Source organism: Streptomyces griseorubiginosus (assembly GCF_036345115.1).
GTDB classification, from domain to species: domain Bacteria; phylum Actinomycetota; class Actinomycetes; order Streptomycetales; family Streptomycetaceae; genus Streptomyces; species Streptomyces griseorubiginosus_C.
In genome coordinates, this window is the sequence record NZ_CP107766.1 from 8,193,005 (window position 1) to 8,207,687 (window position 14,683).

Annotated in this window: 12 protein-coding genes; 3 read left to right on the top strand and 9 right to left on the bottom strand. The window is 70.3% G+C overall.

The features are described from left to right. Positions 1–34: 34 nt before the first annotated feature. Together OHN19_RS37055 and OHN19_RS37060 are read right to left on the bottom strand one after the other, a co-directional pair. Positions 35–2,602, bottom strand: a complete 2,568-nt coding sequence (locus tag OHN19_RS37055) for an FtsX-like permease family protein (protein WP_330268371.1) — start codon at positions 2,600–2,602, stop codon at positions 35–37. A 4-nt stretch (positions 2,603–2,606) separates the two neighbouring features. Beyond that, on the bottom strand, positions 2,607–3,437 hold the full coding sequence (locus OHN19_RS37060) for an ABC transporter ATP-binding protein (protein WP_330268372.1): 831 nt from the start codon (positions 3,435–3,437) through the stop codon (positions 2,607–2,609). A gap of 177 nt (positions 3,438–3,614) precedes the next feature. Between OHN19_RS37060 and OHN19_RS37065 the strand changes: the two genes are divergently transcribed. Together OHN19_RS37065 and OHN19_RS37070 are read left to right on the top strand one after the other, a co-directional pair. After that, positions 3,615–3,848: an antitoxin gene (locus OHN19_RS37065; protein ID WP_330268373.1), complete on the top strand. Its 234-nt coding sequence runs from the start codon at positions 3,615–3,617 to the stop codon at positions 3,846–3,848. Then, positions 3,845–4,219, top strand: a complete 375-nt coding sequence (locus tag OHN19_RS37070) for a fic family toxin-antitoxin system, toxin component (RefSeq protein ID WP_330268374.1) — start codon at positions 3,845–3,847, stop codon at positions 4,217–4,219. The genes OHN19_RS37065 and OHN19_RS37070 overlap by 4 nt, the downstream gene beginning before the upstream one ends. A 1-nt stretch (position 4,220) precedes the next feature. Here the strand turns inward: OHN19_RS37070 and OHN19_RS37075 are convergent, their stop codons facing one another. The 6 genes from OHN19_RS37075 to OHN19_RS37100 form a co-directional block, all read right to left on the bottom strand. Further along, positions 4,221–4,910 (bottom strand): class I SAM-dependent methyltransferase, encoded by a 690-nt coding sequence (locus OHN19_RS37075; RefSeq protein WP_330268375.1) that lies wholly within the window; start codon positions 4,908–4,910, stop codon positions 4,221–4,223. A 129-nt stretch (positions 4,911–5,039) separates the two neighbouring features. Next, the gene (locus OHN19_RS37080; RefSeq protein WP_330268376.1) at positions 5,040–7,085 is read right to left on the bottom strand and encodes an RICIN domain-containing protein; all 2,046 of its coding nucleotides are present in this window, start codon (positions 7,083–7,085) and stop codon (positions 5,040–5,042) included. A gap of 103 nt (positions 7,086–7,188) precedes the next feature. Then, positions 7,189–8,694 (bottom strand): alpha-N-arabinofuranosidase, encoded by a 1,506-nt coding sequence (locus OHN19_RS37085; RefSeq protein ID WP_330268377.1) that lies wholly within the window; start codon positions 8,692–8,694, stop codon positions 7,189–7,191. A gap of 44 nt (positions 8,695–8,738) precedes the next feature. Next, positions 8,739–9,641, bottom strand: coding sequence for a carbohydrate ABC transporter permease (locus tag OHN19_RS37090; protein ID WP_330268378.1), 903 nt, complete (start codon positions 9,639–9,641; stop codon positions 8,739–8,741). Continuing rightward, entirely contained in the window at positions 9,638–10,630 is a 993-nt protein-coding gene (locus OHN19_RS37095; protein WP_330268379.1) for a sugar ABC transporter permease, read from the bottom strand. Before OHN19_RS37095 ends, OHN19_RS37090 begins: the two co-directional genes overlap by 4 nt. A 95-nt stretch (positions 10,631–10,725) precedes the next feature. After that, entirely contained in the window at positions 10,726–12,081 is a 1,356-nt protein-coding gene (locus OHN19_RS37100) for an ABC transporter substrate-binding protein (protein ID WP_330268380.1), read from the bottom strand. Positions 12,082–12,554: 473 nt separating this feature from the next. On the opposite strand from OHN19_RS37100, the gene OHN19_RS37105 reads away from it, so the two are divergent. After that, on the top strand, positions 12,555–13,592 hold the full coding sequence (locus OHN19_RS37105) for a LacI family DNA-binding transcriptional regulator (RefSeq protein ID WP_330268381.1): 1,038 nt from the start codon (positions 12,555–12,557) through the stop codon (positions 13,590–13,592). A gap of 365 nt (positions 13,593–13,957) precedes the next feature. Here OHN19_RS37105 and bioD read toward each other — a convergent pair whose 3' ends face one another. Beyond that, complete coding sequence (gene bioD, locus OHN19_RS37110) at positions 13,958–14,683, bottom strand: dethiobiotin synthase (protein WP_330268382.1); 726 nt, start codon at positions 14,681–14,683, stop codon at positions 13,958–13,960.

Consider the following 14,683-nt stretch of genomic DNA (forward strand, 5'->3'; position numbering starts at 1 on the left):
GCAAGCGACTTGAGTTGTCTGCCCCGCGATTCCATCATTCGTGCGCGATCGCCGCCAGTACGTTCATGCGCGACGCGCGCAACGCCGGCAGCAGCGCGGCCACGATGCCCACCACCGCGGAACCGACGACCACCGCCACGATCGTGCCCCAGGGGATCGCCAGCGCGTTCATGCCCTGGAGCGCCAGCACCTGCTGGGTGCACACCCCCCACACCAGCCCGAGCGCCAGTCCCAGCACCGCGCCGAACACCGCGATGACCACCGACTCCAGGCGGATCATCCGGCGCAGCTGACGCCGGGCGAGCCCGATGGCGCGCAGCAGCCCGATCTCCCGGGTGCGCTCCACGACCGACAGGGCGAGCGTGTTGACCACGCCGAGCACCGCGATGACGATCGCCAGGCCCAGCAGCGCGTACACGAGATACAGCAGGACCGCGATCTGGTCGTGCACCAGGTCCTTGTAGTCGGCGAGGTCGCGCACCTGGACCTGCGGATACGGGTCGAGGGTCTTCTCCAGGTCCGCGCGCAGCCGGTCGGCGCTCGTGCCGGAGGCGGCGTTGACGTACAGCGCGGACTCCTGGCCGCCCGGCGCGAACCGCTCCAGCGTGTCGAGGCCGAAGTAGATCCCGCCCTGCGTCCCGAAGCCGTCCGCCTGGTCCTGGTCGGTGAGGGCGCCCACGGTCAACTCGGTCCGGCGCCCGCCCTGGAACTCGACGGTCACCTTGCTGCCGACCTTCACGCCGTGGTCGCGCGCGAAGTCCACGTCCATGCCCAGGTGCCCGGACGCGAGCGCGGCCGCGGTGCCGCCCCGCGCGTAGGTGATGTGGGCGACCTCGTCGAGCTGGGGGTCGTAGCCCGCGGCGGTCGTCTCGACCCGCTTGCCGTCCGGCAGCCGTACGGCGATCGGCGCGAACCTCGACCGAACGACGAGACCGGCGCCCTCGGTGGCGCGGACCGCGTCCGTGACCTCCTGCGGGAACGGCAGGAAGTTGCCGTTCTGCACGACGAAGTCGGCGCCCAGGGTCTTGTCGATCTGGTCGTCGAAGGACTTGGACATGGAGGCGCTGGCCACCGACATCCCGCCGACCAGGGCGAGGCCGACCATGAGGGCGGCCGCGGTGGCGCCGGTGCGGCGGGGGTTGCGCAGGGCGTTGCGCTGGCTCATCCGTCCGACCGGGCCGAACAGGGCCGGGAAGGCTCCGCCCAGCACCCGGATCACCGGCCGCACCAGGAGCGGCCCCGCGATCACGGTCGCCAGGAGCGTCAGGACGACTCCGAGGCCGAGCAGGGAGGCCGCCGTGGCCGTCCTCGACGAGAGCACGCACCCGACGAGTGCGGCGGCGCCCGCCGCGCCCACCAGGCCGCCCACGATCGCGCGGACCTTCAGCGGCCGTCCGATCCCGGCGATCTCGGCGTCCGAGAGGGCCGCCATGGGGGAGACGCCCGCCGCCCGCCGGGCCGGGAGATAGGCCGCGACGAAGGTGACGCCCACGCCGACGACGTACGCGGCCACGGGGGTGCCCCAACCGACCACCATCTCGCCCGAGTTGATGTTCATGCCGAAGGCGTTCATCAGGGCGATGAGGCCGAACGCCAGCCCGATGCCCGCGCCCAGGCCGACCGTCGAGGCGACCAGGCCGAGCAGGGTGGCCTCGGTGAGCACCGAGCGGCGGACCTGGCGCCGGTCGGCGCCCAGGGCGCGCAACAGGCCCAGTTCGCGGGTGCGTTGGGCGATCAGCATCGAGAAGGTGTTGACGATGAGGAAGACACCGACCAGGACCGCGATCCCGGCGAATCCCAGCATCACGTACTTGATGACGTCGAGGAATCCGCCCAGTTGGTCGATGTCCGACTTCGCCTGTTCCTCGGCGGTCCGGTACTCGTAGCTGTCCGTGCCGAGTGCGGCGGCCACCCGCTGCTTGAGCTGGTCGTTGCTCACCCCCTCGGCGGCGTCCACGGAGATGCTGGTGGCGGCGGAGGCGGAGCCGAGCAGCTTCGTCTGCGCGGTCGGCGGGTCCAGGAACAGCAGCGAGGCACCGGGGTTGGTGGTGGTGAAGGTGACGATGCCGACGATCCGCACCTTGAACGAGCCGGGGCCCGCGATCACGGTGAGCGGGTCGCCGATGCGCAGGTCCTTGCGGTCCGCGGTCTCCGAGTCGAGCAGGGCCTCGCCGGCGCCGTGCGGCGCGTGACCCGAGGTGAGCTCGACGGGGCTGCGCGAGGTCGGGTTCCAGTCGGTGCCGATGGTGGGGGCCCCGGTGGTGGAGCCCACAGACTCGTTCTCGGAGTCGGCGACGGTGATCCCGTCGTCCTCGGCGTCGAAGCGCGCGGCGGCGACCCCGTCGACCCGGGCCACCCGGTCCGCGAGCGCGGCCGGCAGGGTGGCCGTGGTCCCGGACGGGATGGCCTCCTTGAGGTCTTCCTTCGGGCTGACGGTGAGGTCGGGCGCGGACGAGGCGAAGAGCCGGTCGAAGGTGCGGCTCAGGGTGTCGGAGAAGATCAGGCTGCCCGAGACGAACGCCACGGACAGGACGACGGCCAGCGCCGAGAGCAGCAGCCGCCCCTTGTGGGCGAGGAAACTGCGGAGCGTCGCCTTCAGCACGGGTTCAGTCCTTGCCGAGGGGCACGTCGCCCGAGCCGCTGTCGTCACCGGGGACGACCTGACTCCGGATCACGTCGAACCGTTTCATGCGCTCCAGCACCGCCTCCGCCGAGGGCCGCTCCATGCTGTCCACGATCCGTCCGTCCCCGAGGAAGAGCACCAGGTCGGAGTGGGCGGCGGCGCCGGGGTCGTGGGTGACCATCACGACCGTCTGTCCGAGCTGGTCGACGGCCTCGCGCAGGAAGCCGAGCACCTCCAGGCCGGCCCGCGAGTCGAGGTTGCCGGTCGGTTCGTCGGCGAAGATCAGCTCGGGCCGGGAGGCCAGCGCCCGGGCGCACGCGACCCGCTGCTGCTGACCCCCGGACAGCTGCGAGGGGCGGTGCTTGAGGCGGTCCCGCAGCCCCAGGGTGTCGATGACCTGGTCCAGCCACTTCTCGTCGGGCTTCTTGCCCGCGATGTCCATGGGCAGGGTGATGTTCTCGGCCGCGTTCAGCGTGGGGATCAGATTGAACGACTGGAACATGAACCCGATCCGGTCCCGGCGCAGCCGGGTCAGCTCGCGCTCCTTCAGCCCGGTGATCTCGGTGTCGCCGAGCCACACCTGGCCGGCCGAGACGGTGTCGAGCCCCGCGAGGCAGTGCATCAACGTGGACTTCCCGGAGCCGGAGGGGCCCATGACCGCGGTGAAGCGACCGCGCGCGATGTCCACGTCCACCGCGTCCAGCGCGAGCACGGCCGTCTCGCCCGAGCCGTACGCCTTGGTCAGACCGCGGGCGCGGGCCGCGATCCCTTCGGTCGGAGCGGTGTCGAGGGCGTCCTCCGCAGCAGTGGCCATGGGGCCGAGGGTAATGTGATCCGCCCCACACCCGATATCCCCCTTCCGGCCGAGGCGCCCTCCCTCCCAGGTCGGGCCCCTGACACCGATGTAAGGGGCACCCCGTGTAAAGGGCATCCTCCTGTCCGTGCCGGACGCCTCTTGCCGGTGCTAGCGCATCGGCGCTAGCTTCTAGGTATGGCGAAGACTCAGTTGAACGTGCGGGTGGACGAGGGCACCGCCCGCGCCGCCCGTGAACGTGCCCTCGCCCGTGGCGTGAGCGTCAACCGCTACATCGAGGAGCTGGTCATGAAGGACAGTGGGGAGGCCGGTCAGACCTTCGTCGAGGCCGCGGCCGACTTCATGAAGCAGTACGAATCCGTCTTCGCGGAGGAGTTCGGCAAGGACGGCAAGGAAGACGAGGGTCGTTGAGCGATCTGCACATCGATCTCGCCTGGCTGCTCATGCTCGCCGAGCAGAAGACCCCGGGCGACCCCCAGGTCACCGACTGGGGCGCCCTGGTCGCCGCCGTGGCACGGCACCAGGCCGAGATCTTCGACATCCCCGTCTACGACAACCCGCATCTGCGCGCCGCCGCGCTGCTGCAACTCCTCATCCACGTACCGGCCCTGGAGCGCACCAACGCGCTGTTCGCCTGCGCGGTCGCCTACGCCTACCTCGTCGCGAGCGGCCTCAGGGTCGTCACCTCGCCGGTGCTCGTCCGTGATCTCGCCAAGGTGGCCAAGAAGGGCGAGGCCTCGGTGCACGACATCGCGCGTGAGCTGAGGAAATGGACCCTGTGAATCAGCCGTCCGCCGACGAGGGTCGCCACGCGGTGCCCAGCACACAGAAGGACGTGGGCAGCGTCGGCCCCTTCTCCGGCATCAACACCCGCCGATAGGGGCCCAGTTCGAACCCGGCGTCCCGCAGCGCCCCGACCGGGTCCCGGCCCAGATGGCAGCCGCCGCTCAGCGGCGGCCACACCGTGCGGTCCAGGGCGCGCTGGGTGAAGCGCATCGCGGGGCCGCCGCCGCGGCCGTGCTCGAAGAACCGCACGGTCCCGCCCGGCCGCAGCACCCGCCGTACTTCGCCCAGCGCGCGCGGCACATCGCGCACACTGCACAGCACCAGCGAGATCACCACGGCGTCGAAGGCCTCGCTCTTGACCGGCAGCGCCTCCGCGGCGCCGGGCACCACGTCGACCGGCACCTCCGAGCGCAGCGCGGACTCCACCGCCAACTGCCGCAGCCGGCGCTCCGGTTCGATCGCCACGACCTCGGAGACCGTGCCCGGGTAGTGCGCGAAGTTCAGACCGTTTCCCGCGCCGATCTCGATCACCCGCCCGGACAGGCCGGCGAGCAACCGCTCCCGCACGCCGGCCATGCCCATCCTGGTCTCGGCGGCGACGCTGACCCGCGCGTAGTACCGGGCGAAGAGCGGGTGGTGGACGGGATCCCGGGACACCTTGCCGGTGCCGGCGGACCGTAGCGGCATGACAGCCTCCCTCGCCGAGGACGGGTCCTACCGCGATTGTCCCCCGTGGGCCCCCGACGCACCCCCGGATCGCGGTGCCCCTTGGGCAGAAGAGCGGGGGCCCGGCCGGAACCGGGCCCCCTGGGTGGATCAGTTGACCCGGACGACCTGCCACAGTTCGTCGTCGGCGCCGTTGTCCGCCGACTGGACGATCAGCGCGCCGTTGGCGGTGGAGGCCGAGGCGACGTCCGCCACCAGGCCGCTGCCGGAGTTGACGAGCTTGTAGTAGCCGCCGCCCGCGCTCGTGAGCGTCCACTTCTGGGAGCTCGCGGTGGACGAGGCGTTCTGGACGACGGCCGCGCCGGCCGAGGTCGAGCCGTTGCTGTCGAGGTACAGACCGCTGTTGACGTTCTTCACGGTCCACGCCCCGCCGCTCTGGGCCTGGAAGGTCCACAGCTGGCAGTTGTTGGCGGTGTTCACCCACTGGCCCGCCTGCTTGCCCGTCGCGGTGGAGGCGCCGGGGATCTCCAGGAACTTGCCGCTGTTCTTGTTGACGAGGCGGTACTGGCCGGTGGACAGCGTGGGCAGCGCGGTCTGGGTGAGGTTCCAGCGCTGGCAGGCGCAGCCGGTGTCGGCCCACTGCCCGGCGGCGGTGCCGACGGTGGTGGAGGCGCTGGGGATCTCCAGGTACTTGCCGCTGATCCGGTTGGTGGCGGTGAAGCCGCCCGCCGGGTTCGGGGCGATCGCCCACTCGTGGTCCAGGGTGCCGTTGTCGTCCCACTGGACGACCTTGGCGCCGTTGGCGGTGGACTGGTTGGTCACGCCAAGGACCTTGCCGCTGGCCACGTTGAAGATCTTGAAGTAGCCGGAGGTCTGCTGGACGAACTTCCACTGCTGGTCGGTGGCGTTGTCGGCGTTCTGCTGGGTCGCGCCCACGCCGTTGGTGGTGGAGCCGCCCGCGATGGTCAGCATCAGGTGGCTGTTGGCGTTGGACATGGTGTAGGTCGCGCCGTCCGAGACGCCGCCGCCCAGGTCGATCGTGCCGTAGGTGATCGGGTTCAGGCCGGTGCTGGTGAGGTGGCCGCCGCTGAGGACCAGCAGGCTGTGGCCGTCGGCCAGCGGGAGCAGACCGCGGCTGTAGCCGCCGGGGACGGTGGAGGCGATCCGCGTCCAGGTGTTCGCCGCGCCGTTCTGCGTGTTCAGGAACAGGTCGTCGCTGCTGTTGGCGCTGACCACGAGCGTGCCGTTGGCGCCGCCGGTCGGCAGCCAGGTGATGTACGGAGAGCTCTTGGGCTGGGTGCCGTCGGTCGCCTTGAGGGCGATACCGGTGGCGGAGCCGAACGCCTCCGGGTTGGAGGAGATCTTGTAGTAGACGGCGAAGCCGCCCTCGGGAGCGCCCCAGAACTCGTACGTCATCACGTAGTTGCCGTTGGGCAGCTTGGCGACGACGGGCATGCCCGGGCGGTCGCCGTACGTCGAGGTGGCGACGTCGTTCACCACGGAACCCCAGGTCAGGCCGTCCGTGGAGGTCTGGTGGACGATCTTCTGGCCGTAGTTCGGGTCACGCTGGTCGGAGTAGTACACGATCAGCTTCGAGCCGGACACCATCAGGAACGGCTCCCAGACCGGGGTCTTGCCGTTGGTGGGGTCGGCCTCGCCGCCCTGCGCGATGGTGCTGACGTACGACCAGCTGACGCCGTGGTCGGTGCTGGCGTACAGGTCCAGTTCGGTCGTGGAGAGGTCGTTCGGGATGGAGTTGCCGGCGGCGAGGATCGTGCCGGCCGGGAAGTTGCCTATGGCGGTGGGCAGTTCGTAGAGGAACGGCTGGTAGCGGTTGCCGAAGCCGTTGTGGGTGTCGCTGATGCTGGAGATCTGGCTCCAGCTGTTGCCGTTGTCCGTGCTGCGGTAGATCGGGAAGACGGGGGTGCCCGAGCTGTACTGCTCGAACGTGGCGAGCAGTGTGCCGTTGGACGATCCGCTGTTCTGGAGGCGGATGGCGCGCGGGTAGAGCGAGCCGGGCGAGGGGGTGCCCGACGGCGGGGTGTACATGGTCTGCGAGGCGCGCGAGATCGCGTGCGCCGGGCCGGAGGAGGGCAGGACGAGGGCGACGACGGCTGCGAGCAGGGCCAGCAGCACGGTGATCGCCTGGGGGCGGGGTACGGCGCGCAGTCTGGCGCTTTCCCTGATGGTGGACATGGGCGGCTCCCAAGGGATGTCCGGGAAGAGGGGATGGTGCGGGGCCCGCCGCTCCCGGGAAAACGGGGGGAGACGGGAACAGCGGGGGTCGGAGGGGGAGTGGTCAGCCGGCGCGGCGCAGCCGGACGACGTTCCAGGAGACGGGCGGCAGGCTCGCGGTGAGCCGCCCGTCGGTGACCGAACCGGTGTCGGCGGTGTACGGGCGGACCCGGTCGGGGTCGTCCTGGGTGTTGACGGCGCGGACGTCGGGGTCGCTCAGCACCGCATGCTCCACCGGGACGTAACCGGTGAACGCCCGCAGGTCCAGGGCGAGTTCGACGTTGTCGCTCTGGTGCCGGTTGATCGCGAAGACGGTGAGCTCGTCGCCGTCGTGGGTGGCCACGGCGTCCACCACGGCGACTTCGCCGAAACGCTTCGTCTCATAGGTCGGCGCGACCGGTTCCACCCGCAGGACCGTGCCGCGGGCGTGCCGGGCGGCCTGGGCGAAGGGGTGGAAGGTGGTCTGGCGCCAGCTCGGTCCGCCGGGCTCGCTGCGGATGGGGGCGATGACGTTGACGAGCTGGGCGAGGCAGGCGGCGGTGACCCGGTCGCTGTTGCGCAGCAGGCTGATCAGCAGCCCGCCGACCACGACGGCGTCGGCGACGTTGTACTCGTCCTCGATCACCCGGGGCGCCACGGCCCAGTCGGTGGGCTTGCCCTGTGCCTCGAAACGGGTGTTGTACCAGACGTTCCACTCGTCGAAGGAGAGGTTGATCCGCTTCTTGCGGCCCAGCTTGGCCCGGATGTGGTCGGCGGTGGCGACCACCGACTCGACGAAGTGGTCCATGTCGACGCCCGAGGCCAGGAAGCTGCCGAGGTCGCCGTCGAGCTCCTCGTAGTAGGCGTGGCAGGAGATGTAGTCGACCTGGTCGTAGGCCTCCTCCAGGACGGTGGCCTCCCAGGCGCCGAAGGTCGGCATCGAGGAGCTGGAGCTGCCGCATGCGACCAGTTCCAGCGTCGGGTCGACCATGCGCATCGCCCGCGCGGTCTCGGCGGCGATCCGGCCGTACTCCTGGGCGGTCTTGTGACCGGTCTGCCAGGGGCCGTCCAGCTCGTTGCCCAGGCACCACATACGGATGCCGAAGGGGTCGGTGGCACCGTTCTTGATCCGCTGGTCCGACCAGGCGGTCCCGCCCGGGTGGTTGCAGTACTCCAGCAGGTCGAGGGCCTCGGCCACGCCCCGGGTGCCGAGGTTGACGGCCATCATCGACTCGACGCCGGCCTTCTCGGCCCAGCGCTGGAACTCGTGCAGACCGAACGCGTTGGTCTCGGTGCTGTGCCAGGCCAGGTCCAGGCGGGTCGGGCGGTCGGCGACCGGGCCGACGCTGTCCTCCCAGCGGAAGCCGGAGACGAAGTTGCCGCCGGGATAGCGCACGGCGGTCACCCCCAGCTCGCGCACCAGGTCCAGGACGTCACGGCGCAGGCCGTCCTCGTCCGCAAGGGGATGGCCGGGCTCGTAGATGCCGGTGTAGACGCATCGGCCCATGTGCTCGACGAACGAGCCGAAGGTCCGGGGGCTCACGTCGGCGACGCGGAAGGCGGGGTCGACGGTCAGGGAGGCGTGCAGCATGGAGGTCGCTCCGGGAGGTGCGCGGGAAGAAGAGGGGGCGGGGGCTACTTGAGGCTTCCGACGGTCAGCCCGCCGCGCCAGTACCGCTGGAGGAGGAGGAAGGCGACGATCAGCGGGAGGATCGCCACGAGGGAACCCGCGATGACGAGGGTGAACAGGGCGTTGGCGCCGGACTGGATCAGCGCGCCCTGGTACCAGGACTGGAGGCCCACGGTCAGCGGGAACAGCTTGTCGTTGTTCAGCATCACCAGCGGCAGGAAGAAGTTGTTCCAGGTGCCGACCATGGAGAACAGCAGCACGGTCACGAGTGCGGGCTTCAGCGTCGGCAGCGCCACGTTGAACAGCACCCGCAGCTCACCGGCGCCGTCGACCCGGGCCGCCTCCAGCAGTTCGTCGGGCAGCGACTCCTGTACGTACACCCGGACCAGGTAGACGCCGAACGGGTTGAGCAGCGAGGGCAGGATGACCGCCCACATGGTGTTGGTCAGCGCCACCTTGCTCAGCAGCAGATAGGTGGGGATGGCCAGCGCGGTCGCCGGGACCATGATGGCGCCGAGCAGGCTGGAGAAGAGCAGGTTGCGGCCGGGGAAGCGGTACTTGGCGAAGGCGTACCCGGCGAAGGTGGCCACGGCGGTGGCGCCGACGCCGCTGACGCCCGCGTAGATCGCGGTGTTGCCCATCCAGCGCAGGTATTCACCGTCGTTGTAGGTGAACAGCTGCTGGAGGTTGGTGAAGAAGGCGCCCGGCGAGTGGAACCACAGGGCGGCCGTGGAGAACAGGGCGTCGTTGTCCTTGGTGGCGGCGACGACGAGCCACCAGAACGGCATCAGGAAGTACAGGATCATCGCCACCATCACCGCGTTGACGGTGACGCGGCCTCGCGCGGAGGACGTACGGCGGGGCGCCGGGGCGGCGACGGCGGGGGCGGGGACAGCGGCGGTGGTCACTTCAGTCCGCTCCTTTTGCGCGTGGCGAACAGGAAGAGGTAGGAGCCGATGAAGACCACCGCTCCCAGGGAGAAGGAGATGGCGGCGGAGTAGTTGAACTCCGAGTACTGGAAGGCGAGGTTGTAGGCGTAGAGGTTGGGCGTGTAGTCCGGGGTGATCACGGAGGACGCCGTCGGCTCGAGGACGCGCGGCTCGGTGAAGAACTGCAGGGTGCCGATGATGGTGAACATCAGCGTGAGCACCATGGCCGAGGAGATCATCGGGACCTTGATGCGCAGGGCGGTCTGGATCTGTCCCGCGCCGTCGAGCTTGGCGGCCTCGTAGACCTCGCGGGGCAGGCCCTGGAGGGCGGCGTACAGGACGATCATGTTGTAGCCGGTCCACTGCCAGGTCACGATGTTGCCGAGCGAGGTCAGCATCAGGCTGTGGCCGAGCAGGTCGATCTTCCCGGTGCCCAGGGCGTGGCTGAGGGAGTTCACCGGGCCGAAGGTGGGGCTGTACAGGAAGCCCCACATCAGGGCGCCGATCACCGCGGGGACGGCGTACGGCATGAACAGTGTCATCCGGAAGACCTTGGCGAGCTTGCTGGAGACCTCGTCGATGATGAGGGCGCCGAGCAGCGCGAGCCCCAGCATGATCGGCACCTGCACCAGGCCGAAGACCACCACGCGGCGCACACCGGCCAGGAAGTGCGGGTCGGTGAAGGTCTGCTGGTAGTTGGCGAACCAGCTGAAGTGGTCACCGCCGACCAGGGTGGAGGTCCTGAGGCTCAGCCAGAAGGCGTACGCCAGCGGGGCCACCAGGAAGGCCGCGAAGAGCAGGCCGAACGGGGTGACCAGCATCAGGCCCATGGCCTGGTGGCGGGTGTGGGCGGACTGGCGTCCGGTCCGGCGGCGGCCCCTGCCGGTGGCCGGGGTGCCGACTCCCTCGGCGGGGACGGTACTCGGGGTCACGGCCGGCGCGGGCCCCTGCTGTCGGAGCAGGCTCATCACATCTCCTTGCGCGTCTTGCGGAGCCCCCGCCGGCGGGCGGTGCGACGCGCGGGCGCCGGCGGGGGCAGTGGGGGGCGGGGACTTCGGGTCGGTTACTTGCTGACCTTGAATCCCTGCTTGCTCGCGTAGGAGGTCACCTGGTCCTGGACGTTGTCGTTGACGGACGACCAGTCGGTCTGGCCCTGGAGGGCCTTGCCCACCTCACTGGTGTCGGTGTTGTAGGCGAAGTCCTGGAACGGGCTCCAGTCGAAGGTCCCGATGCCGTTCGCCGCGGGCACGAACACCTTGTTGATCTGCTGGCCGCCGAAGAAGTCGTACTTCTTGTCCTGGAAGTACGCCCCGTTGAGGATCGGGTTGACCAGCGGGAACAGGTAGGCCTGGTCGATGCCGATCTTCCAGGCGGCCTGGGAGGTGCCGAACAGCTCCCGGGCGACCTCGGTGGCCTCCTTGGGGTGCTTGGTCTGCGAGGTCACCGAGAAGCTCGAACCGCCCCAGTCGCCCTGGGCGTTGCCGCCGGCCGTCCACTGCGGCAGCGGGGCGACGCGCCACTTGCCGGAGGTCTTCGCGGCGACGCTGGAGAGGTAGCCCGGACCCCAGCCGGCCGCGATGTAGGTGGCGTACTTGCCGCTGCTGAGGCCGTTGTAGAAGTCCGTGGTGGCGTACGACTGGGTGTCGACCAGCTTGTTCTTGACCAGGTCGCCCCAGTACTCGTACACCTTCTTGGCGTTGTCGTCGTTGAGCTTGACCCCGATGTCGGGCAGCTTGCTCGCCGAGTAGGTGTAGGGACGGGAGCCGGCCTGCCAGGTCAGGCCCTGGCGCCAGCCGGCCGCGGTCTCGTCGCTGCCGAAGTCGGTCATGTACGCGTTGGGGTCCGCCTTGTGCAGCTTGGCGGCCTCCTCCTTGTACTCCGCCCAGGTGGTGGGCACCTTCAGGTTGTACTTCTTGAAGAGGTCGGCGCGGTACATCATCGCCATCGGGCCGCCGTCGACCGGGATGGCGTAGACGTGGTCGCCGTCGGAGGCCTGCTTCCAGGCCCAGTCGACGTAGTTGCCCTTGTCGTCGTTGGCGCCGTACTTGCCCATGTCGAGCAGGCCCTTGGTGAGCTGGATGGTGGGCAGCTCCTGGAACTCCAGCATGACGACGTCGGGGGCGCCCTGGCCCGCCTTGAGCGCGGTCTTCAGCTTGGTGTACTCGTCCTGGCCGACGCCCGCCTGCACCCAGTCGACCTGGACGTCCTTGTGGGTCTTGTTGAACTCGGCCACGACCTGCTTGAACTGGGGGTACCAGGCCCACACCTTGATGTGCACCGGGCCGCTGCCCGTGGTGCCGCTGCCGCTGTCGCCGCCCGACCCGCAGGCCGCGAGGAGCACGCCGGCGAGGGCGGCGGAGGTCGCCGCGACCGCGGTGCGCCGGACGGAACGGGACGTGGGCCTTCTGGTGGAGGACATGAGCAATCTCCTGGATGTGGTGCCCGAGGGCAGGCGAGGGTGGCAAGGCGGAACACGCCGGACACGGGGGTCCGGTGAGGTGGGCCGAGGGCGTGCGGGCACCGCGGCACTGGTGCGGAGACGGGCGTCGGCCGGCGCGGGAGGGTGGGCGCGGGTGACGTCGGTGAAGGTGGGAGACAGCTGGGTGATCAGCGCACGGGCGCTGTCAGACCACCGTGAGTAAAGAGTGAGGCCCTGTCATGGCCGGTGCGGCTCCCGGCTCCTGAGTGGCTGTTCCCACTGCGGCTCCTACGGTCCGGTCCGCGACGCGGTGACGTCACGGTCCCTGGGTTCCCGACCCGGCTGGATCAGGCCCCCTTCTGCTACGCTCTGCAGCGCTGCAAAAGTGTTAACCGAGAACTTGCCGCGCTGCAAGAGGTAACTCGGAGGAAACTTTCAGCGCTGCAAAGGACAACCGGGACGAAGGTGTGCATATGGCAAATGGCGTCACACTCCGCGACGTCGCGGCGCTCGCCGGCGTCTCCAGCCGGACCGTCTCCAACGTGGTCAACGGCTACGCACCGGTGTCCGAGGCCATGCGCGCCCGGGTGCAGAAGGCCGTGGACGAGCTCGGCTACCAGCCCAACGTCCTGGCCCGCAACCTCGCCTCCGGCCGGTCCGGCCAGATCGCCGTCGTGGTGCCGTACCTGGACACGCCCTACTTCGCCGAGCTGGCCCAGGGCATCATCCGGGCGGCCCGGGTGCGGGGCTACAACGTCCTGATCGACCAGACCGACGGGGACGCGGAGCACGAGAAGCTGTTCCTCACCCGAGGCTCCCAGCAGCTGCTGTTCGACGGTGTCATCTTCAGCCCGCTGGGGCTGGCCCAGTCCGACCTCGGCGAGCGCGACGCGAACCTGCCGCTGGTCGTGCTCGGAGAGCGGGTGAGCGACGGGGGCTTCGACCACATCGGCATCGACGACGTCACCGCCTCCCGGGAAGCCACCGAGCATCTGCTCGACCTCGGCCGGCGCCGTGTCGCCGCGATCGGCGACCAGCCCTACCGCACCGGCGAGGCCGCCCAACTGCGCACGCAGGGCTACCGGTTGGCGCATGAGCGGGCCGGGATCCCGGTCCGCGAGGAGCTGATCATCTCCACCCCGCGCTTCAACCGCTCCGACGGCGCGAGCGCCATGGCCCACCTGCTCGACCTGGAGGAGCCGCCCGACGCGGTCTTCTGCTACAGCGACCTGGTGGCCCTGGGCGCCCTGCACACGCTGGCCGCCCGCGGGCTGCGCGTCCCCGAGGACGTCGCCGTGGTCGGCTACGACGACATCGAGGACGGCCGGTACTCGAATCCACCGGTCACCACCATCTCACCGGACAAGCAAATGATCGCCGAGACGGCGGTGGAGCGACTCCTCAAGCGCATCGGCAGCTCAACCCCTGTCCCCGGCATGGAAATCCGGGCCCCGCACCGACTCATCCCGAGGGCCAGCACCATGGGGAGCCGGCACGCGGCGGGTGGATGACCCGGCCGCGCCGACACGAGCGCGTCGACGCCCTCCTCGCCGCCGCGGCGGGACGGCGAATTCGACGGGCTGCTGACGGCCGGTTCCACCAGCACGCAGCCCTCAAGGACGACGTCCCGCCGCGGCGGCCGTACGCAGGTCCGATCGCCACAGAGGCAGGTCGCGGGAAGCGAGACCCAGCCTTCCGTGAGGTGGCCGTCCGCGCCGAACGATCCCGGTCGGCAGTCGCTGGGTGCCTGTGCGGTCGCCGGGGGCGCCACCGCGTGTGAGGTCGCCGTCCGCCCGGCGCTCGACCCGCGCGGATGGACTACGCCTGCGGGACGCGGTCACCCGGTTGCCGGTGGGATGGGACCCATCGCCGACGGTCAGGCTCCTTGCGGTGCCTCGCGTGCGCCGAACCCCGCCGCGTCCCAGGTCCCGTTCAGTCGTGGTGCCAGCCAACTCGGGGCCTCGGTACGGAAGTCGGCCGGTGCGAGTCGGCCCGCCCCGGCCGGCAGCGCGCCCAGCAGTGGGGCCCCGGCCACGTCCGGGAGGTCCGCGACATTGCAACGCGAGGCGAGATCGGGGGAGTCGGGCCAGCTTCCGATCACCACACCTGCCAAGTCCAGCTCGCGGCGGCGCAGTTCACGGGCCGTCAGCTCTGTGGTGTTCAGCGTGCCCAGCCCGGCCGACGCCACGACCAGGACCGGCGCCCGCAGCAGCTGGGCCGCGTCGGCCAGTGTCCCGCCCTCCTCGTCGAAGCGCACGAGCAGCCCGCCCGCGCCCTCCACCAGCACCAGGTCGTGTTCGGTGGCCAGCTTGGCGGCGGCCTCGGCGATCCCGGCGGGGTGGACCGGTTCGAGAGCGGCCCGGCGCGCGGCCGTCGCCGGGGCCAACGGCTCGGGAAAACGGGCCAGTTCGGCCTTCGTGACGGCGCCCGCGAGCCGGGCCACCTCCTCGACGTCCCCGGCCTCGTCCGGCCGTACGCCGGTCTGCGCGGCCTTCAGGACGGCGACCGTCCGTCCCGCCGCGAGCGCCGCCGCGGCGACGGCGGCCGTGGTCACCGTCTTGCCGACCTCCGTGCCCGTGCCCGTGATCACCAGGACCGGCAT